Raw genomic sequence first — 19730 nt, forward strand, 5'->3', positions numbered from 1 at the left:
AATGATAATAAAAGAAGCTCTTATGAAAGCAAGTAAAAAACTTGAAGAAAATAATATTCCAGGTTCACTAAACGAAGCAAAATATCTTTTAAAATTTCTACTAAAAAAAGATGATATATACTTTATTACAAATTTAGATAAATCTTTAAATGACGATGAGCTAAAAAAATATAAAGAACTGGTTAACAAAAGATGTAAACATGTTCCTTTCAGCTATATTACAGGAGTAAAGGAATTCATGGGACTTGAATTTTTTGTAAATAATCAAACTTTAATACCTCGTCCAGAAACAGAAATTATAACAGAATATGTTATAAATAATTTTAAAGATAAAAAACTTGATATTTTAGAAATTGGTGTTGGAAGCGGATGCATAAGCATATCCATAGCAAAATATTTAAGTAATGTAAATATTTTAGGCGTAGATATAAATGAAAAAGCAATTGAAGTTGCCAACAAAAATATTAAATATAATAATGTAGAAAATAAAGTTAATTTTATAAAAAGCGACTTATATGAAAATGTAAAAGGAAAATTCGATATTATAATTTCAAATCCACCTTACATCAAAAGCGATGTTATTAAAACCCTTGAAGATGACGTAAAAAAATACGAACCGATTTTAGCTTTGGATGGAGGAAATGACGGGCTTTACTTTTATAAAAAAATAATAAATGATGCAGATAAATTTTTAAAAGATAATTCCTACATTATTTTTGAAATAGGTTACGACCAAGGTGAAGATGTAAAAACACTTTTAGAAAAAAAACAATTCAAAGAAATAGAAATAATCAAAGATCTTGCAGGTTTTGACAGAACAATAATTGCAAAAAAATAAAAGACAGCTAAATGCTGTCTTTTTAAAATATCACAAAACATAACACTTATATTAATAAAAAACTTTCTTAAATTTATAGTGATATTTTTAATCTTATTCTTTTCAGAAAAATATAAATAATAAAACAAACACATTATTAGTTTTCTTCTTTCATCCAACGTCTGCCTTTTTTGCCTGTCGGTGGAAGTCTATCCCCTTGTTCTATATTGACTATTCTTCCATTTTCAATATAAGAACCGTCTTTTTCTACTTCTCTGTATTCACCTGCAGGTAAATCATCAGTACCGGGTTTATATAAATTACTCATAATCTTTTCCTTTCATAATTTATTCTCGATATTATTTTTCATCAATTTTTGTTAATTATTCAAAAAATATGATGTTAAAATTTACAAAAAAAAAGATATCCTTAAGATATCTTCCTTTCACTTTTTTCTTTTATTATTTTACAAACGGGAAAAATAAGTCCGCCAATACTATTACCCAAAGTTATTACTAAAATTGAAATAAAAGTATTAACATTCCATATTCCGGCAACAGAAAAATAGAACATATCGGCAATACTATGTTCAAAGCCACATAGTATAAAACCCATAACTCCAAATATAAGCCCTAAATATTTACCTATTTCCGTTTTATTGCTTTTATAACCGTCAACTGCTATGTAAATAAGAATATTACAAAGTATTGCAAGAATAAATAAGCTAAGCAAATTCCCGCTTAACTTTGTATTACAAAGATTTACGGCACTCTCATAAAGATTGACAGTTGAGCCAGGAGTATTAAAAAATCTTGTAAGTTTAATCATATTAGCAAGCAAAAATGCTCCAATAAAATTGCCAATCCAAACAATTATTAAATTAAAAGCATACTTTTTATCATTTTCAAATAAATACAAAACTTTTCCAGTAAATAAGTTAAGCTCAAAAGTACAAACACTAAAAAGTCCAACGGAAAAGAGAAACGCACCTATTACATGGTTTTCCATAGATAAATAAGCACATCCACCAATTCCTATCATAATTCCTGCTAAAACTGCATATATAAATACAACTAATCTACTTTTACTCATTTTTACCTCTTTATTTTTGCAAAACAAAGTTCAGTGAAATATCACTGAACTTTGTTAATTATTCTTCTATTATTTCTATTTTCTTTATTTTTCTTTCTTCAAGAGGTTTATCCATATAATCTGTAGGAGTTTTTGCAATTTCATCAAGAACATCAAAACCTTCAGTAAGTTTACCAAAAGCAGCATATTCACCATCTAAGTGAGGTGCATTTTGGTGCATTATAAAGAACTGACTTCCTGCAGAGTTTTTATCCATGCTTCTTGCCATAGATATAACGCCTCTTTCATGTTTTAAATTATTTTCAACTCCGTTTGAAGCAAATTCACCTTTAATTGTATGCCCAGGGCCACCCATTCCATTACCGTTTGGACATCCTCCTTGAATCATAAAACCTTCTATTACTCTATGAAAGATTAATCCGTTATAAAATCCATCTTTTACCAAATTAATAAAATTTTCACATGTTATAGGAGCAATATTTTCATATAATTCAACAACCATTACTCCGCCGTTTTCCATTTCTATTTTAGCTTTTGTCATAATAACCATTCCTTTCTTTTTGTAAGGAGTATTTTACCATATATATTAAATAAATAAAACAAATTTAAAATTTTTGTGTACTTTTTTCAACTTCTTTATTATAATGTTGGTTGGGTGATTATATGGAAAAGAAAAATAATAATGTATCTGCTTTAATCCTTGCAGGAGGATTAGGCACAAGAATGAAATCAGAAAAACCAAAAGTTTTACATGAAATATGCGGTGAAACTTTACTTAAACACGTAATTTTAAACGTTGAAGAAGCAAATATTGACGATATAGGTGTAGTAGTAGGATACAAAGCCGATATGGTTAAAGAAGTTACTGGAGAAAAATACAGTTATTATCTTCAAGAAGAACAACTTGGAACAGGTCATGCAGTAATGATGGCAAAAGACTTTCTAAAAAACAAGAAAGGTAAAATCCTTGTTCTTTGCGGAGATGCTCCTTTAATCAATAAAAACGTAATAAATGATTTTATAAATTATACAGATGAAAACAGCTTGGATCTTTGCGTTCTAACTGCAATATTAGATGATGCAAAAAGCTATGGAAGAATAGTTAGAAAAGACGATAGACTTGAAAAAATCGTAGAACTAAAAGATGCAAATGAAGAACAAGCAAATATAAAGGAAGTTAATTCAGGTACTTACATTTTTGATGTAGAAAAACTATTAAAACATTTGGATGAACTTTCAACAAACAATGCTCAAAAAGAATATTACATTACAGATATGATTGAAATATTCAAAAACAACGGTTATAACGTTGATGCATTTGCCGCAAAAGAAAGCAGTATAGTTGAAGCAGCAAACAACAGATATGAGCTTTCAAAATGTGAGGAACTTTTAAGAGAAGAAATAAATAAACAACATATGCTTGAAGGGGTTACAATTATAAATCCAAAAGCAACTTACATTGACAGAAACGTTAAAATCGGTGTTGATACAGTAATTTATCCAAATACAATAATTAAAAAAGGAAGTATCATCGGTGAAAGAAACGAAATATATGCTTCAAGAATAGAAAACAGCTGTATTGGAGACGAAAATAAAATAGATAACTGCGTAATAACAGATGCAAAGGTAAGTAACCAAAACCAAATAGGTCCTTATGTACATTTAAGACCAAATGCCGATATAAAAGACGGTACAAGACTTGGCAACTTTGTTGAAGTTAAAAACTCAACAATCGGAAATGGCACAAAAGTAAGCCATTTAACATATGTTGGAGATGGTGAAATCGGAGAAAACACTAACGTAGGATGCGGTGTCGTATTTGTAAATTATGACGGTAAAAACAAGTATAAAACAAAAGTAGGAAACAACTGTTTTGTAGGATGTAATGTAAATCTTGTTGCTCCTATAACAATAGAAGACAATGTATATATAGCTGCAGGTTCTACCTTAACAGATGATGTGGAAAAGAACTCTCTTGCCATTGCAAGAAGCAGACAGACTATAAAAAAAGATTATAAAAAATAATAAATTTTAGATTTACAATTTAAAAACATATAAAATTTTGTTATAATGTGTTTATAAATAGTTTAAAACTATTTTAAATAAATATAATTTATGGGGAGTAGAAAATGATAGAATCTTTTTCAGACATTTGTTTACTTGCAGGTAATTCAAATAAGGCTTTAGCACAAGAAATAGCAGACAATTTAGCATTACCTCTATGTTCAGCAAAAATCGGAAAATTCTCTGACGGAGAAATTAATGTTACAATTAATGAATCTGTAAGGGGAAGGGACGTTTTTGTTATTCAATCGGTTTGTTCGCCGGTTAACGATAATTTAATGGAATTATTAATTATCATTGATGCATTAAAAAGAGCTTCGGCAGGAAGAATAACTGTTGTTATGCCATACTATGCTTATGCAAGACAAGACAGAAAGGAAAAAGGAAGAGTTCCTATTACCGCAAGACTTGTTGCAGATATGCTTACAACAGCAGGAGCAGACAGAGTAATATCAATTGATTTACATGCTGATCAAATTCAAGGATTCTTTAATATACCTTTTGATAGGTTATTCGGCAGACCAATCATTGCAAATTACATTCAATCTCAAAATGAATCAATGGAAAATGTAGTCGTTGTATCACCTGATGCAGGAAGCGTAAAACGTTCAAGAAAATTAGCTGAAGATTTAAACGTACCTTTGGCAATCATCGATAAAAGAAGACCTAAAGACAATGTTGCGGAAGTAATGAATGTTATCGGTGAAGTAAGAGGCAAAAAAGTTATAATGATTGATGATATGATAGATACGGGAGGAACTATAGTTGGAGCTGCAAATGCTTTAGAACAACTTGGAGCAGACAGAATAATTTGTGCTTGTACACATCCTGTTTTATCAGGACCAGCTGTGGAAAGGATTGAAAATTCTGCTATTGACAAATTAATAGCAACAAATACTATCCCATTAACATCTGATAAGAAAATTGACAAGATTACCGTATTATCTGTTGCACCGCTGTTAGCAAAAGCAATTAAGATTATACATACAGGTAAATCTATCAGTTCAATTTTTTCATAAAAAATATAAAACGAAAGGAAATAAAAATTATGGATTTAAAAACAATTGCTAGTAATGTCAGAGTTGGCATTATTACAGAAGTAGCCGCTGCACAAAGTGGACATCCAGGCGGATCTTTATCAAGTGCTGATATCGTTACATATCTTTATTTTGAAGCTATGAACATCAATAAAGATAATCTTGATGATCCAAACAGAGACAAATTTATTTTAAGTAAAGGACATGCATCACCTGTTTTATATGCTGCTCTTGCAGAAAAAGGAATCATCGAAAGAGATGAACTTAAAACATTTAGAAAAATCAACACAAGACTTCAAGGACATCCAGCTATTCATAAATGTCCAGGCGTTGATATGACTGCAGGTTCTTTAGGTTTAGGTTTCCCTGTTGCTGTTGGTCTTGCTCTTGGTAACAAAATTGACGGAAAAGATTCAACAGTTTACTGCTTATGTGGTGATGGTGAAATCCAAGAAGGTTCAATTTGGGAAGCTGCTATGGCTGCAAGCCACTACAAATTAGATAACTTAATCTTATATGTAGACAACAACAACTTACAAATTGATGGACCTATAACAGATGTTATGTCTCCATATCCAATTGATGAAAAATTTGCTGCATTTGGTTTCAATGTAATCAATGTAGAAGACGGTCATGATTTTGATCAACTTAGAGAAGCAAACGAAAAAGCTAAAGCTTGTAAAGGAAAACCTAGCGTAATTGTTTGTAAAACAGTAAAAGGTAAAGGTGTTTCATTCATGGAAAACCAAGTTGGTTGGCATGGAAAAGCTCCTAGTGAAGAACAAGCTAAACAAGCTATTGAAGAATTAGGAGGTTGGAAATAATGAGTAAAATTGCTACAAGAGAATCTTACGGAAACGCTGTAACAGAACTTGGTAAAGAAAATCCTAATATCGTTGTATTAGATGCTGACTTAGCAGGTGCAACAAAATCAGGCGTATTCAAAAAAGCTTTCCCAGAAAGACATTTTAATGCTGGTATTGCTGAAACAGATATGGTTTGCTTAGCTGCAGGTTTATCTCTTGCAGGAAAAATCCCATTCGTTTCTACATTTGCCGTATTCGGTACAGGTAGAGCTTATGATGCTGTAAGAAACGCTGTATGTTATCCAAAATTAAATGTTAAACTTGCTTTAACTCATGCTGGTTTAACAGTTGGTGAAGACGGTGCTACTCACCAAATGTTAGAAGATATCGCTTTAATGAATGCTCTTCCAAACATGACAGTTATCGTTCCAGCTGATGATACAGAAGCTAAACAAGTTGTAAAAGCTGCTGTTGAAATTGACGGACCTGTATTCATGAGATTTGCAAGAGCTGCTACTCCAGTAGTATTCGGCGATGACTATAAATTTGAAATTGGTAAAGCTGCAACAATTAAAGAAGGTAACGATGTTACATTAATCGCTTGCGGTATCATGGTTCAAAAAGCATTAGAAGCTGCTGATGAACTTGCTAAAGAAGGAATCAACGCAAGAGTAATCAATATGGCTACTATCAAACCTCTTGATAAAGATGCTGTAATCAAAGCTGCTAAAGAAACAGGTGCTATCGTAACATGTGAAGAACACTCTATCTATGGTGGTCTTGGAAGCGTTGTTTCTCAAGCTTTAAGTAACGAATGCCCAGTTCCTATGGAATACGTTGCAGTAAAAGATACATTTGGAGAAAGTGGTACACCAGATGCATTACTTGCTAAATACCACATTGATACTCCAGATATTATCGAAGCTGCTAAAAAAGCTGTTGGTAGAAAATAATGGACAAAAAACGGATTACTAAAGTATCCATAATAACTTTGATTATTATCGCTTTATGTATATTCGTTATAGACAAAGTAGGGTACGGTTTCTTTACCGACCCTACAAAACTAAAGGAGTTCATTTCCGGCTTTGGCATATGGGCACCTTTTGTTTTTTTTAGTTTGCAGTTTTTACAGGTTATTATGGCCTTCATTCCGGGAAATGTTCTTGGAGTGGTGGGAGGAGGTTTGTTTGGTCATGTTAACAGCTTTTTGCTTAATTCAAGTGCCATTTATTTGGGTAGCATTGTAATGTTTATGCTTGGAAAACATTTTAGTGAAAAAGTTGCGTTAAAGTTTGTAAAACAAGAAACCTATGATCACTACTTAGAAATAGTGTCCGGTAAAAAAGGTAAACTTACATTATTTATTGCATTTTTATTACCCTTTTTCCCAGACGATGCTTTATGTTTAATTGCCGGAAGCAGTAATTTAACATATAAAGAGTTTCTTATTTTTTTATTTTTAGGAAGAACTCCGGGAATAATTTTCCCAACTTTTCTTGGTGCAGGAATAATGGGAAAAGATTATAAATTGTTAGTTGCAATAAGTATTGTTTATGGTATTATATTATTTATAATATATTTTTTTAGAAACAAAATAATAAAAGATGATATAAAAGATGAGTAAGGAGTAAAGTATGCAACCGTATTATATTTTTGTAACAGGTGGAGTAGTTTCATCACTAGGAAAAGGCATCACAGCAGCAAGCTTAGGTAGACTTTTAAAAGCAAGGGGAATTAATGTTTTTATTCAAAAACTTGACCCATATCTAAACTTTGACCCTGGTACAATGTCTCCTTTCCAACATGGGGAAGTATTTGTAACAGAAGATGGTGCCGAAACTGACTTAGACCTTGGACATTATGAAAGATTTATAGACATTAATTGTTCAAATAAGAGTAATATTACTACAGGTAAAATATACTGGTCAATAATCTCTAAAGAAAGAAAAGGAGATTTCCTTGGTGGAACAGTACAAGTTATACCTCATATTACAAACGAAATTAAAGATTTTATTAAAGCAGCAGGAGAAGAATCAGGTGCTGATGTTGTTATTAGTGAAATCGGCGGTACGGTTGGAGATATAGAAAGCCAGCCTTTCCTTGAAGCAATCAGACAAATGAAAAGTGATTGCCCGGGAAGAGTATTATATATTCATGTTACTCTTCTTCCATATCTTGGAAAAGCAATGGAGCTTAAAACAAAACCTACACAACATTCTGTAAAAGAACTTAGAAGCATAGGTATTCAACCAAATATCATTGTTCCAAGAAGCGAACTTCCTGTAAGCGAATCAATCAAAGAAAAAATTGCTTTATTCTGCGATGTTCCAAAAGAAGCTGTTATTCCTAACTATGATGCTGAAACTTTATACGAAGTACCAATGTCACTTGAAGATGAAGGTCTTGCAGATTACGTCATAAAATGCTTAAATATTCCAGCGAAAGAGCTTGATTTAAGTGAATGGGAAAAAGTAGTAGATAAAGTTAAATCAATGAACAAGAAAGTTAAAATTGCTCTTGTAGGTAAATACGTAAGCTTAAGAGATGCTTATTTATCTGTTGCGGAAGCTTTATATCATGGCGGAATAGAAAATGGGACAGAAGTTGAAATAGACTGGATAGATTCAGAAGAAATTAATGAATCAAACGTTAATGATATACTTAAAGATGCAAACGGAATTATTGTTCCCGGTGGATTTGGAACAAGAGGAATTGAAGGCAAAATGCTTGCATGTAAATATGCAAGAGAAAACAAAGTACCTTTCCTTGGACTTTGTCTAGGAATGCAAGTTGCTGTTATTGAATTTGCAAGAAACGTTCTTGGCATAAAAGATGCAACAAGCTCAGAATTTGATGAAAACACAAAAAATCCTGTAATAGATTTAATGCCTGAACAAAAAGATGTTGATAAAAAAGGCGGCACAATGAGACTTGGCTCTTATCCTTGTGATTTAAAAGAAGGTACAAAAGCTTATGAAGCATATGGAGAAGAACATATCTCAGAAAGACACCGTCATAGATATGAAGTAAATAACGAATATAAAGACAGATTGGAAGAAGCAGGAATGATTATTTCCGGTCAATCACCAAACAGACTATTAGTTGAAATGGTAGAACTTAAAGATCATCCTTGGTATGTAGCAACACAAGCTCATCCTGAATTTAAAAGCAGACCTAACAGACCTCATCCTTTATTCAGAGAATTTGTCAAACATGCACTAAACAATAGTGTAAAGTAATAAAATCAAAGACCGTTTAATATAACATTAAACGGTCTTTTTCATATTTTCATCATTAAATACTAATTTTGCTTTAAATAAATCTTTATCAATGGATATAGAAAAATCAATATTCATTAAATCTGTAAAGCTCTGTACGATTGATAAACCAAGTCCAAATCCTTCCAAATCTCTGGCTTTATCGGCTCTTGCAAACCTTGTTAAAATCTCTTCACTCGTAAAATTCATTTCATAATTTGAAACATTACTTATGATTATACAAGGTTTATCCTCTTCCCTTTTAAGATCTATATATATTCTTGATCCTGTTAGAGAATATTTAACTGCATTTTGAATTAAATTTTCAAGAATTCTTCCAAGTTTTTCACCATCTGCATTAACAACAAAGTCATCTTCAAAATCAACTTTAACTGTTAATCCATTTTCTTCGATTTTATCACTAAATTCTCCAATACTTTGGTTTATTATGCTTTTTAAATTTATATCACTATTGTTTAATTTAATGTTTCCGCTGGAAGCTTTTGATATTTCAAAAATATCTTCTACCAGTTTTTTTAATTTTTGAGATTTACTATCCAAAATTTCTAAATATTCTTTTGCTTTATCAGGCTTAATATCCTCTCTTTTCATTAAGTCCACATAGTTTATTATAGATGTTAAAGGAGTTTTTAAATCATGAGAAACATTTGTAACAAGTTCACTTTTCATTTTTTCGCTTTTAACTTGTTCCTCAACAGTAGTTTTAATATGATCTTTAAGACTATTTAAACTATATTCAATTTCTTTATAATAACTCTCATCATTCAAATGTATATCACTATACAAACTTCCATCCCCTAGGCTTTTTATATAATAATAAACTTCATCTATATCTCTAACGCTTTTTATAGAATAAACATATAACTTAACAATGGAATATAATAAATATATTAAACAGGCAAAGAAAAATCCTGTCATTAAATCGCTATAATATCCCATTCCTGCAATAAGCAAAATTAATATTATAAAAGATAGTCCTCCCGATATAACACATCGTGTTATAGAACCTATCATTTTTGAACGTACTTTTTTACTGAAATTTGCTCTAACCCTAGTTGTTTTATATGAACTTGTTATATATTTATATAAACTACAAGATATAATATTTGTATAATCATATTTAACAGCACAAAGTGTAAGAATTGCAAAAATAATAAGTACTATTTTAAATTCAAAAGCATTTATATTCATTAAAACAAAAAGTAAAATTAATATTCTTATTTCAATAAATATATCATTAAATAAATTACCTAAAACTTCAAAAGTTTCCTTTAACCCAAATTTATCTTTTATAACTTTAAATAAAACAATTGAAAGTATCAAAAAGAAAATAAAGTTAGATATGTTCATATAGGCATTTTTTCTATAATCGTTTAAACTTGAACCAAAGTATCCGTCTTCACTAAAATCATGGCTTATGGCAACATAAACGGTAGGAGGTTTTACAACATCTCTTAGAAAATAATTATCTGCATTATTCATATCAAAATTATTTGAAAGATTATATGATACACTTATATACTTTTGGACATTATTTATATAAACATCTGTTGCATTATTGGTAGTATTTATGAAAGTATATCCCTTTTTCTTATAATTACTTTCAAAGGTTTCAAGTGATGCTAAAGTAGTATTTGTATAAATTTCTCCGTTATTATTATCAACAATAAAATATAAAACCTCTGCCCCGTAGTTTTCAATTGTGTTAAGTTTTATTGAAGACCTTAGGGTCGTGGATAATTTTTTTATTTCAGCATTTTTATCTTTTACGGAATTATCAACATATACTTGATAATACTGATAATAAATACTGTTATTTAAATTTGCATGAAGATTATCAAGCTGAGATGCATATTCGGAAGAATTCAAATATCCATTTGAATTTACTACCTCATAGGAACGATTACTAATTATATCAGCAAAAGAATTTATCATTATCAACACTGATAAAAACATTATTAAACATATAGAAACCTGGCTAAATAATGTTTTATCTTTTCTAATATTTTTCAATTTTATATCCAATTCCCCACACCACCTTTAAATATTTTGGATTTTTAGGGTCTATTTCTATTTTTTCTCTTATATGTCTAATATGAACCGCAACGGTATTATCTGTCATATAAGAAATTTCACCCCATACGCTTTCATAAATTTCTTCGATTGAGAAAACTTTATTAGGTCTATTCATAAGTAATTTTAAAATTTTATATTCTGTACTGGTAAGTTTAACCTCTTCCCCATCAATAAAAACCTGCGCTGTTTCTGTATTTAAACTTAAACCTCCCGTAGTTAAAATATTGCTCGTTTCAGCTTTTGTCATATTACCTAAAACCGTATATCTTCTTATTAATGATTTAACTCTTGCAATAAGCTCCAATGGATTAAAAGGTTTTGTAACATAATCATCGGCACCTATATTTAGTCCTATTATCTTGTCAGTATCCTCTGACTTTGCGGAAAGAAAAATAACTGGAACATTTTTTTCTTTTCTTAATTTTGTTAGTGTTGATATTCCGTCTAATTTTGGCATCATTATATCCAATACAATCAAATGAATTTCTTCGTTCTTTACTATTTCCAAAGCAGAATACCCATCATATGCTTCAAATATGTTATAACCTTCATTTGAAAGATATATATTTATTGCTTTTACAATTTCTTTATCGTCATCTACAACTAAAATATTATATCTGTCCATTTTCTATCTCCTAATAAAATCTTAATAAGATTATAAAACAAAATTTTTAATATTAATTATGGAAAAATATTAATATTTTATTAATATTTTATAATTTTAAGTTCAATTTTAATTCACTTTAATTTTTTTTACTTTTCAGCTTTATTTCAATTTGAATTATTTATGGTATATATTACCATTGTAAAATTATTAAAATTCGACAATTTAATTGATAATGTAACAAATTATGCTATAATATTTTAATAAACGTCTAATAAAACTTCTTTAAAAATTAGATGTGTATTTTTGGTATTCAAAAAAAACAAGACAGGAGTAAACATGATTACTTTAAAAGACGTATCGTTGATATATGAAGGCGGAGAGAACCCTGCTCTTAAAGATGTTAATATCAACATTGACAAAGGCGAATTTATTTTTGTTATAGGTAAGAGTGGTGCAGGAAAATCTTCATTAATAAAGTTAATTTTAAAAGAAATTGCACCTACAACAGGTGAAATTACAGTTGCAGGTTACGATTTAAATAAACTTAAAAGCAAACAAGTTCCATTTTTAAGACGTCATGTTGGAGTTGTATTCCAAGATTACAGACTTCTTGAAAACAGAACAGTTTATGAAAATGTAGCTTTTGCAATGGAAGTTATGCAACATAAACAAAGTAAAATACAAAAAAGAGTTCCAAACGTTCTTAGAATGGTAGGACTTAAAGATAAAGCTAGAAAATATCCCAACCAATTATCAGGTGGAGAGCAACAAAGAGTTGCAATTGCAAGAAGTATTATAAACAATCCTAAAATACTTATTTGTGATGAACCTACAGGGAACTTAGACCCACAAACCTCAATTGGTATTATGAAACTTCTTCATGATATTAATAAAAGAGGTACAACTCTACTTGTTGCAACACATGATAAAACTATCGTTGATGCTATGCAAAGAAGAGTTATAGCATTAAAAGACGGAGTAGTAATTGGAGACAGAAAAGGAGGATACGGCCATTAAACCATCAACTTTAAAGGTTTTTATAAGAGATTCCTTTCAAAATATAAAAAGAAATTCATTAATGAGTGTTGCTTCTATATTATCAGTAGTTGCCGCACTTATAATAATCGGTGTATTTTTAGTATTTGCACTTAATTTAAATTATATGACACAAGGCATTGAAGATAACCTTGAAATAAAAGTTTATCTTAATGACAACTTAAATGATACTCAATTAAGTCAAATAAAAACACAGCTTGAAAGCAGTAAACTTTGCAAAAGTGTAACTTATGAATCAAAAAATGATGCTCTAACTAATTTCAAGCAAGACTTTGGAGATAAATCATATCTGTTAAATGGATATGAGGGCAAAAATAATCCATTACCTGCATCTTATATAGTAAAAGTTACAGACTCTACAAGACTAAAAGATATGTATGAATATTCAAAAAATATAGAAGGCGTAAAAGATGTTGTTTACGGCGAAGAAGTTGTTGATAATTTGCTTAAATTCAACGACATGGCAAGTATAGTATGCATAATTATTTTTATAGTTTTAAGTATTGTAAGTATTTTTATTATTTATAACACAATCAAACTGACCGTTTATGCAAGAAGAAATGACATTACCGTTATGAAATACGTTGGTGCAACAGACTGGTTCATAAGATTTCCATTCTTAATAGAAGGAAGTATTCTTGGATTATTAGGTTCAAGTATATCAATTTTAATTATAAGAAATATTTATTATTATGTGGTAGGTTTTATTCAAGGCGGTGGTACGGGACTTCCTATAGGAAGCAGCATAGCACCTCCTGGATTTATTATGGGGGAAGTTACAATTCTTTTTATAGTATATGGAATTATAATAGGAGCTGCAGGAAGCGCTTTTTCAATTAGAAAATTCTTAGACGTATAAAGGAGATAGACATGAAAAAGAAGATAATTCCCTTAATTTTGGTAATGGCTTTTATTACTACTTTGGTATTTTCACCAAATATAATAAATGCAAAAACCACAAAACAACAACTAAATGAAGTTGAAGATGAACTTGATACAAAAAAAGATTCATTGGAAGAAAAAGAAAATACTGCCAGCGATTTAGAAAATCAAATTGAAAGTTATGATACAAAAATTGCTAAGTTAACAGAAAAAATTAATGAACAAGAAAAAAATAAAGAAAATATAGAAAAAGAACTTGAAAAAGCTCAAAAAGAGCTTAGAAAAGCGAAAGAACAAAGAAAAGAGTATCAAGACTTACTTTCAGAAAGAATGGAAGTAATGTATATGTATGGAGATACCGGTTATCTTGATTTAATATTCTCTTCTAAAAGTTTTTCTGATTTAATAAGTAAAGTTTCAACAGTGAAATCACTTGTAAGCTATGATCAAAGCATAGTAAAAGAACTTCAAGAAGTTGAAAATGAAATAAATACTAAAACAGAAAAAATCGCAAAAAACAAAGAAGAGTTGGAAAAAGTCATTGCTGACTTAACAGAAAATAAAGAAAGCTTAGATACATTAAGGGTTGCAAAAAATGCAGAACTTACAAATGTCAATGGAGATATTGATGATTTAAATGCTGAAATTGCAAAACTTGAAAAAAAGAAATCAGAACTTGACAATAAAATTGCTGCTCAAAGCGGTTCATCATCAAACAATAATTATAACTCTGGAACCGGAAAAGGGGCCCTCGGATGGCCAACACCGGGGAATTATTATATAACCAGTTATTTCGGATATAGAGATCAGCCTACCGCAGGTGCCAGTACAAATCACGGCGCGGTTGATATTGGAGTAAGTACGGGAACCCCTGTATTATCACCTGGAAATGGAGTCGTTACATATTCAGGATGGAACGGCGGATATGGTTATGCAGTATCAATAGACTGCGGAAATATAGGAGGAGATCATATTACAGTTCTACTTGCACATAACAGTTCTTTGGCAGTATCGACAGGACAAAAAGTTTCAAGAGGTCAAGTAGTTGCATATAGCGGAAGTACAGGTATTTCGACAGGACCGCATTTACATTTTGCCGTATATTGTAACGGTTATGCAGTTGATCCACTTAATTACGTAGACATTTAAAATTATAAATATAAAAATAAAAATAAAAAGGGGTTTTGAATAAATTCATTACCCCTTAAAACGCCTTTAAAAGCGGAGGGGAAAAATGTTAAAAAAATTTATTTCTTTTGCACTAATTTTATCAATAATAGTTTCTGTTACATTTTTACCAAATAATGTAAGTGCTAAAACTACACAAGAAAAATTAGATGAAGTTGAAGAACAAATCGACAAGAAAAAGAGAACGCTAAATTCTAAAGAAGATACCGCTAATATTTTGATAACAGAAATTGGTGATTATGAAACTGCAATAAGCGAGCTTACAACAACAATTAATGCACAAGAAGAAAAACAAACAAGTCTTGAAAAGGAGCTTAAAACATTACAAGAAGACTTAAAAAAAGCAAAAGATAAGAAAGTAAAATATCAAGATTTATTTTCTGAAAGAATGGAAACAATGTACATGTACGGAAATACCGGATATCTTGAATTAATATTTTCTTCAACGAGTTTTTCTGATTTAATAAGCAGAATCATAACAATACAATCTCTTGTAAGTTATGACCAAAATATTATTTCTGAACTTGAAAAGATTGAAAGTGAAATAAATACAAAGACAAATCAAGTTGCATCTGATAAAAAAGAACTTGACACATTAGTTTCTAATTTAGAAAAAAACAAGCAAACAATGAACTTGGTTAAAGTTGCTAAAAATGCAGATTTACAAAATGTAAATGGTGATATAAACAGCTTAAAGAAAGAAATTGAAAACCTTGAAGCAAAACAGGAATCTTATAGTAATCAATTATCTGCCGACAGCGCAACAGATACAGATACTGTTTATGAAGAAAATACAAACAGTAATAAAAATGATGGTTCCAGTTCTTCGGGAAGTTCTTCAAGCGGAAGTTCAAGCAGTTCAGGAAGTTCTTCAAGCAGTTCAAGCAGCAAGCTTTTATGGCCTACACCAGGAAATTACACTGTAACAAGCGAACAAGGCTGGAGAATTCATCCAATATTCGGATATGAAAAATACCATTCAGGAATGGATATAGGTTTAAGCTATGGTGATAAAGTAGTTGCTCCCGCAAGTGGAAAAATAACAAGAGCTTCTGATTATGGCGATGGATATGGAATTGCAATATCTATTGACTGCGGGAAAATAAACGGAAAACATGTTACTATTTTATTAGCTCATAACTCAAGAGCCGCAGTATCTGTTGGGCAAACAGTAAAAAAAGGACAAGTTGTTGCATACGGAGGTGCAACAGGATGGGCAACAGGTCCTCATTGTCATTTTGAAGTTCATGCCAATGGAGTAGTTCAAAATCCAAGAAATTGGTTATAAAAAAAGAGGTTTAAAACCTCTTTTTTTTATAACACATCGTTAAAAACTCTAAGTGCATTCCTATAAAATAATTTTTCTATTTCGTATATATTAAATCCTCTTTTTTCAAGAATAGGAATAAGTATTGGAACACCTGAACAATCTTTCATTTCAAGTTTACAGCTTATGCCGTCAAAATCACTTCCAAGAGCAATAACATCGCTTCCTCCAACATTTTTTATATATTCAATATGTCTTACAATATCTTCGTTTTTGCTTTCAAAAGTTGACATTAATTTATCCAAAGCATCATAGTCTTTTTTATTTAAAAGAGAAAATAAACTTTTTTTAGTTTCTTCATCTATATCCCTTAAAAATAAACTATAAAAATTTATCCCTATTACTCCCCCTTTATCTGCAATTTTTCTTATCATATCATCTGTTAAATTCCTTGAATTATTGCATAAACTTCTGGCACAGGAATGAGAAGCTATAAAAGGATGTTTGCTTATATCATATACATCATAAAATCCTCCATCGTTTAAGTGAGATACATCTACAATCATACCCAGTTCGTTCATATATTCTACTGCTTCCCTGCCAAATCTTTTAAGCCCTAAGCTTTGCTCCATTGTATTTGGATAACCTATACAGTTTTCATAATTCCATGTAAGAGCAGCCATTCTAATTCCACACTCATAATAATATTTAATATTATCAAAACTATTATCTACACTACCCATATCTTCATTTGAGAGTATTATATTCTGCTTATTGTCATTTATGTGTTTTATATCTTTTATAAAGTTTATTTTTTCTTCATTATCTTTTATCATTCTATGAGAAAAATCTATTAACTTTTTATAGTTATCAATTTTATAATCAGATTTTTCTTTTTCATCAAATAATGCAAATACCTGAATAAAAGAATCAGCCTTTTTAAGTTTATTTAAATCAATATGTAAATTATTACTATCAAAATCTAAAATATTTTCATAATACATTTTAGAAAAAGTATCACAATGCAAATCTATTAACTTCATATAACCACCTTTTTAATATATATTATATTTTTATTGAAATATATGCTTATATATTATATCATTATATCTCACATAAAACACAAATAATTACATTATCAAAACACAAGATGATTTGAAAAAAATTATTAAAAATAGTATACTAAATCTAACGAGGTGATTATATGGACTACATGATAAGAGGAAATTTAAAAAATAGACCAATAAGATTTTTTGTTATTTCTGCAAAAGATACAATAGAAAAAATGAGACAAATACACGAGGCAATGCCTAACGCTTCTGCCTGTGCAGGAAGAAGTTTAATGGCAACGGCTTTAATCGGATATACAATGAAAAATGATGACGATATAGTTACTACAATTTTAAACTGTGACGGAGAAATTGGAAAAGTTACTTGCACAGCAAACAACAAAGGACAGGTAAAATGCGACATAATAAATCCAAAAACAAATATATATTTAAATGAACTTGGAAAGTTAGATGTAAAAAAAGTCGTTGGTAACGGGACTTTAAGGGTAATAAAAGATATAGGTTTAAGAGAACCTTACGTAGGAGAAACAGATATTGTAAGCGGTGAAATTGCGCAGGACTACACTTACTATTTTGCAATGAGTGAACAAACCCCAAGTGTTGTATCTTTAGGTGTATTAGTTGATAAAGAAAAATTTGACATAATACACGCGGGAGGGCTTATAATGCAATTGCTTCCCGGTAATACAGAGGAAGATATTGAATATCTTGAAGAAAAAGTTTCTCATTTAAAATATATGACTACACTCTTAAGCGAAGGAAAAACTCCCGAAGACATTATTAAAGAAATTTTCAGTGATGAAGAAATTGAAATAACAGACAAACAAGATGTTGTTTATTTTTGTAACTGTTCAAGAGAAAAAATAGAAAAAGTTGTAATAGCGCTTGGGAAAAAAGAACTTGAAGACATTATCGCAACAGATCATAAAATAACTTTAAAATGTCATTTCTGCGGCAAGGAATATACTTTATCAGAAGAAGAATTAAATAATTTATTAAACGAGGCTTAACATGAATAAAGCTGATTTACACGTCCATACAATAATGTCAGACGGTATGCATACTGTAGAAGAGCTTATAAAAATGTGCAAAAAAAGAGGTATCACAACTATAGCAATCACTGACCATGACACTACAAAAGCCTTACAAAATATCCCTTCTTCATATGATATAAACATAATAAACGGTATTGAACTCTCCACAACCTTTGACAATAAGAGCGTGCATATTTTGGGATACTATATTAATCCTGAAGATAAAGCTTTAAACGAAAAACTAAAATTTCTTAGAGAAAAAAGGAAAACAAGAGCAAAAAGAATGGTTGAAAAGCTGAAAGAAATTGAGAAAATAAATATAGATTATGAAGAAATAAAGAGAAAAAATCCTAAAAGTGCCATTGGAAGAGTTCATATAGCAAAAGAACTTTTTGAAAAACATTATGTCAAAAATATTGCAGATGCTTTTGAAAAATATATAGGAGATGATTCTCCCTGTTTTGTTAGAAACGAAAAACTTACCATAGAAGAAGCCGTTAATTTAATTAAAAATGCCGGAGGTATAAGCTTTTTAGCTCATCCTGGATTAATAAAAGATATGGAAAGTTATGAAGAAATTCTAAAGTATGGCATAGAAGGAATAGAAGTATTCTATCCTAAACACTCTGAAAAACAACGTCAGTTTTTTTATGATTTAGCAATAAAAAACAACCTTCTAATAAGCGGAGGTAGTGATTTTCACGGTCTTAAAATGAAAGGTAAAAATAAACTTGCCAGTGCGTATCTTACTGATAAATATTTAAATCAAATAATAAATTACCATAATAATATTTAATTTATTTTAATAAGGAGAAAAATAATGTTAAATGAATTAAGAAACATAGATAAGAATAAGGAGTTTATCATTAATGCTTTTATTAAAGCTAAAAATTTAAAAGTAAAAAGAATAACATATATATCAAATGAAGGATATGGCAGCGGAGTAAATATATATATTGCAAAAAAAGATAAATCTTTATTGCCTGTTGAAGTCTTTTTAGGACTTTGGTTAAAAAACACATTATGGGAAGAAGAATTAAACGACTTTAATTATTCAAAAAACGAATGTGAAACCATTTTTGAGGAATTATTTAAAGACATAGCAAATGAATATACATTAAAAAAATTAGCACCTAAAGATGCTTCAATAATTCTTGCAAAAGCCATTAAAAATGAACTTGACAATATTAAAAAGGAAAATGTTGAAGTAAATAATCCTGAAAATATAGAATTTTTAGATGTATCAGGTATTTATGTGAATAAAAAATATACACTTTCTACTCCTTTAATTTTAAGAAATACAGATGAAATAATTGATGCAATAGAACTTTTCTCCAATAATATAATGGGACAATATGAAGAAATGTTTTTGGAAAGTAAAGAAAGATATATATATTTCTTTTAGGTAAAACAATGAAAAAGTTCTTATTTATTTTAATGATATTATTTTTAGTAT

General features: G+C 29.7%; 20 protein-coding genes. 14 read left to right on the plus strand and 6 right to left on the minus strand.

Going from position 1 to position 19730, the window contains the following annotated elements; translation table 11 throughout:
* Position 1: 1 nt before the first annotated feature.
* A complete protein-coding gene (gene prmC, locus FGQ49_RS01795) occupies positions 2 to 838 on the plus strand; it encodes a peptide chain release factor N(5)-glutamine methyltransferase (RefSeq protein ID WP_138268215.1) in 837 nt (278 codons plus the stop codon).
* 136 nt (positions 839 to 974) lie between these two features.
* Here prmC and FGQ49_RS01800 read toward each other — a convergent pair whose 3' ends face one another.
* The 3 genes from FGQ49_RS01800 to FGQ49_RS01810 all read right to left on the minus strand — a co-directional run bounded on the left by FGQ49_RS01800 (position 975) and on the right by FGQ49_RS01810 (position 2459).
* Entirely contained in the window at positions 975 to 1145 is a 171-nt protein-coding gene (locus FGQ49_RS01800; protein WP_138268216.1) for a YjzC family protein, read from the minus strand.
* Between the two features lie 101 nt (positions 1146 to 1246).
* Positions 1247 to 1936 carry a formate/nitrite transporter family protein gene (locus tag FGQ49_RS01805; RefSeq protein ID WP_256476328.1) on the minus strand — a complete coding sequence of 230 codons (690 nt, stop codon included), beginning with the start codon at positions 1934 to 1936 and terminating at the stop codon, positions 1247 to 1249.
* Positions 1937 to 1967: 31 nt separating this feature from the next.
* The gene (locus tag FGQ49_RS01810; RefSeq protein WP_138268218.1) at positions 1968 to 2459 is read right to left on the minus strand and encodes a peptidylprolyl isomerase; all 492 of its coding nucleotides are present in this window, start codon (positions 2457 to 2459) and stop codon (positions 1968 to 1970) included.
* 113 nt (positions 2460 to 2572) lie between these two features.
* On the opposite strand from FGQ49_RS01810, the gene glmU reads away from it, so the two are divergent.
* The 6 genes from glmU to FGQ49_RS01840 all read left to right on the plus strand — a co-directional run bounded on the left by glmU (position 2573) and on the right by FGQ49_RS01840 (position 9055).
* On the plus strand, positions 2573 to 3934 hold the full coding sequence (glmU, locus tag FGQ49_RS01815) for a bifunctional UDP-N-acetylglucosamine diphosphorylase/glucosamine-1-phosphate N-acetyltransferase GlmU (RefSeq protein ID WP_138268219.1): 1362 nt from the start codon (positions 2573 to 2575) through the stop codon (positions 3932 to 3934).
* Positions 3935 to 4038: 104 nt separating this feature from the next.
* The gene (locus tag FGQ49_RS01820) at positions 4039 to 4992 is read left to right on the plus strand and encodes a ribose-phosphate diphosphokinase (protein WP_138268220.1); all 954 of its coding nucleotides are present in this window, start codon (positions 4039 to 4041) and stop codon (positions 4990 to 4992) included.
* A gap of 5 nt (positions 4993 to 4997) precedes the next feature.
* A complete protein-coding gene (locus FGQ49_RS01825; RefSeq protein WP_279222100.1) occupies positions 4998 to 5834 on the plus strand; it encodes a transketolase in 837 nt (278 codons plus the stop codon).
* Positions 5834 to 6769, plus strand: a complete 936-nt coding sequence (locus FGQ49_RS01830; RefSeq protein ID WP_138268222.1) for a transketolase family protein — start codon at positions 5834 to 5836, stop codon at positions 6767 to 6769. The genes FGQ49_RS01825 and FGQ49_RS01830 overlap by 1 nt, the downstream gene beginning before the upstream one ends.
* A complete protein-coding gene (locus tag FGQ49_RS01835) occupies positions 6769 to 7440 on the plus strand; it encodes a TVP38/TMEM64 family protein (protein ID WP_138268223.1) in 672 nt (223 codons plus the stop codon). The genes FGQ49_RS01830 and FGQ49_RS01835 overlap by 1 nt, the downstream gene beginning before the upstream one ends.
* Before the next feature lie 10 nt (positions 7441 to 7450).
* Positions 7451 to 9055, plus strand: coding sequence for a CTP synthase (locus FGQ49_RS01840; RefSeq protein WP_138268224.1), 1605 nt, complete (start codon positions 7451 to 7453; stop codon positions 9053 to 9055).
* 27 nt (positions 9056 to 9082) lie between these two features.
* On the opposite strand, the gene FGQ49_RS01845 is transcribed toward FGQ49_RS01840, so the two are convergent.
* A complete protein-coding gene (locus FGQ49_RS01845; RefSeq protein WP_138268225.1) occupies positions 9083 to 11119 on the minus strand; it encodes a sensor histidine kinase in 2037 nt (678 codons plus the stop codon).
* Entirely contained in the window at positions 11094 to 11795 is a 702-nt protein-coding gene (locus FGQ49_RS01850; RefSeq protein WP_138268226.1) for a response regulator transcription factor, read from the minus strand. The genes FGQ49_RS01845 and FGQ49_RS01850 overlap by 26 nt, the downstream gene beginning before the upstream one ends.
* A gap of 318 nt (positions 11796 to 12113) precedes the next feature.
* Between FGQ49_RS01850 and ftsE the strand changes: the two genes are divergently transcribed.
* The 4 genes from ftsE (at position 12114) to FGQ49_RS01870 (ending at position 16191) form a co-directional block, all read left to right on the plus strand.
* On the plus strand, positions 12114 to 12794 hold the full coding sequence (gene ftsE / locus FGQ49_RS01855; protein ID WP_138268227.1) for a cell division ATP-binding protein FtsE: 681 nt from the start codon (positions 12114 to 12116) through the stop codon (positions 12792 to 12794).
* Positions 12763 to 13692: a permease-like cell division protein FtsX gene (gene ftsX, locus FGQ49_RS01860; protein WP_138268228.1), complete on the plus strand. Its 930-nt coding sequence runs from the start codon at positions 12763 to 12765 to the stop codon at positions 13690 to 13692. The genes ftsE and ftsX overlap by 32 nt, the downstream gene beginning before the upstream one ends.
* Before the next feature lie 11 nt (positions 13693 to 13703).
* Positions 13704 to 14864, plus strand: a complete 1161-nt coding sequence (locus tag FGQ49_RS01865; protein WP_138268229.1) for a murein hydrolase activator EnvC family protein — start codon at positions 13704 to 13706, stop codon at positions 14862 to 14864.
* An 85-nt stretch (positions 14865 to 14949) separates the two neighbouring features.
* A complete protein-coding gene (locus FGQ49_RS01870; protein WP_138268230.1) occupies positions 14950 to 16191 on the plus strand; it encodes a murein hydrolase activator EnvC family protein in 1242 nt (413 codons plus the stop codon).
* Positions 16192 to 16217: 26 nt separating this feature from the next.
* On the opposite strand, the gene FGQ49_RS01875 is transcribed toward FGQ49_RS01870, so the two are convergent.
* The gene (locus FGQ49_RS01875) at positions 16218 to 17213 is read right to left on the minus strand and encodes a dipeptidase (protein ID WP_138268231.1); all 996 of its coding nucleotides are present in this window, start codon (positions 17211 to 17213) and stop codon (positions 16218 to 16220) included.
* A gap of 161 nt (positions 17214 to 17374) precedes the next feature.
* Between FGQ49_RS01875 and hslO the strand changes: the two genes are divergently transcribed.
* The 3 genes from hslO to FGQ49_RS01890 are packed head-to-tail and all read left to right on the plus strand — an operon-like array spanning position 17375 to position 19679.
* The gene (gene hslO, locus FGQ49_RS01880; protein ID WP_138268232.1) at positions 17375 to 18250 is read left to right on the plus strand and encodes an Hsp33 family molecular chaperone HslO; all 876 of its coding nucleotides are present in this window, start codon (positions 17375 to 17377) and stop codon (positions 18248 to 18250) included.
* A gap of 1 nt (position 18251) precedes the next feature.
* Positions 18252 to 19070 carry a PHP domain-containing protein gene (locus FGQ49_RS01885; RefSeq protein WP_138268233.1) on the plus strand — a complete coding sequence of 273 codons (819 nt, stop codon included), beginning with the start codon at positions 18252 to 18254 and terminating at the stop codon, positions 19068 to 19070.
* A gap of 24 nt (positions 19071 to 19094) precedes the next feature.
* Positions 19095 to 19679 carry a hypothetical protein gene (locus tag FGQ49_RS01890; RefSeq protein ID WP_138268234.1) on the plus strand — a complete coding sequence of 195 codons (585 nt, stop codon included), beginning with the start codon at positions 19095 to 19097 and terminating at the stop codon, positions 19677 to 19679.
* The last annotated feature ends 51 nt before the right edge of the window (positions 19680 to 19730 follow it).

It is taken from the genome of Anaerofustis stercorihominis, assembly GCF_005844425.1.
Taxonomy (GTDB): domain Bacteria; phylum Bacillota; class Clostridia; order Eubacteriales; family Anaerofustaceae; genus Anaerofustis; species Anaerofustis butyriciformans.

What these genes read in the sequence shown, in the direction of transcription:
- prmC (WP_138268215.1), top strand. Translation starts at nt 2, where the DNA reads ATGATAATAAAAGAAGCTCTTATGAAAGCAAGTAAAAAACTTGAAGAA.
- FGQ49_RS01800 (WP_138268216.1), bottom strand. Translation starts at nt 1,145, where the DNA reads ATGAGTAATTTATATAAACCCGGTACTGATGATTTACCTGCAGGTGAA.
- FGQ49_RS01810 (WP_138268218.1), bottom strand. Translation starts at nt 2,459, where the DNA reads ATGGTTATTATGACAAAAGCTAAAATAGAAATGGAAAACGGCGGAGTA.
- glmU (WP_138268219.1), top strand. Translation starts at nt 2,573, where the DNA reads ATGGAAAAGAAAAATAATAATGTATCTGCTTTAATCCTTGCAGGAGGA.
- FGQ49_RS01820 (WP_138268220.1), top strand. Translation starts at nt 4,039, where the DNA reads ATGATAGAATCTTTTTCAGACATTTGTTTACTTGCAGGTAATTCAAAT.
- FGQ49_RS01830 (WP_138268222.1), top strand. Translation starts at nt 5,834, where the DNA reads ATGAGTAAAATTGCTACAAGAGAATCTTACGGAAACGCTGTAACAGAA.
- FGQ49_RS01835 (WP_138268223.1), top strand. Translation starts at nt 6,769, where the DNA reads ATGGACAAAAAACGGATTACTAAAGTATCCATAATAACTTTGATTATT.
- FGQ49_RS01840 (WP_138268224.1), top strand. Translation starts at nt 7,451, where the DNA reads ATGCAACCGTATTATATTTTTGTAACAGGTGGAGTAGTTTCATCACTA.
- FGQ49_RS01850 (WP_138268226.1), bottom strand. Translation starts at nt 11,795, where the DNA reads ATGGACAGATATAATATTTTAGTTGTAGATGACGATAAAGAAATTGTA.
- ftsE (WP_138268227.1), top strand. Translation starts at nt 12,114, where the DNA reads ATGATTACTTTAAAAGACGTATCGTTGATATATGAAGGCGGAGAGAAC.
- FGQ49_RS01865 (WP_138268229.1), top strand. Translation starts at nt 13,704, where the DNA reads ATGAAAAAGAAGATAATTCCCTTAATTTTGGTAATGGCTTTTATTACT.
- FGQ49_RS01870 (WP_138268230.1), top strand. Translation starts at nt 14,950, where the DNA reads ATGTTAAAAAAATTTATTTCTTTTGCACTAATTTTATCAATAATAGTT.
- FGQ49_RS01875 (WP_138268231.1), bottom strand. Translation starts at nt 17,213, where the DNA reads ATGAAGTTAATAGATTTGCATTGTGATACTTTTTCTAAAATGTATTAT.
- hslO (WP_138268232.1), top strand. Translation starts at nt 17,375, where the DNA reads ATGGACTACATGATAAGAGGAAATTTAAAAAATAGACCAATAAGATTT.
- FGQ49_RS01885 (WP_138268233.1), top strand. Translation starts at nt 18,252, where the DNA reads ATGAATAAAGCTGATTTACACGTCCATACAATAATGTCAGACGGTATG.
- FGQ49_RS01890 (WP_138268234.1), top strand. Translation starts at nt 19,095, where the DNA reads ATGTTAAATGAATTAAGAAACATAGATAAGAATAAGGAGTTTATCATT.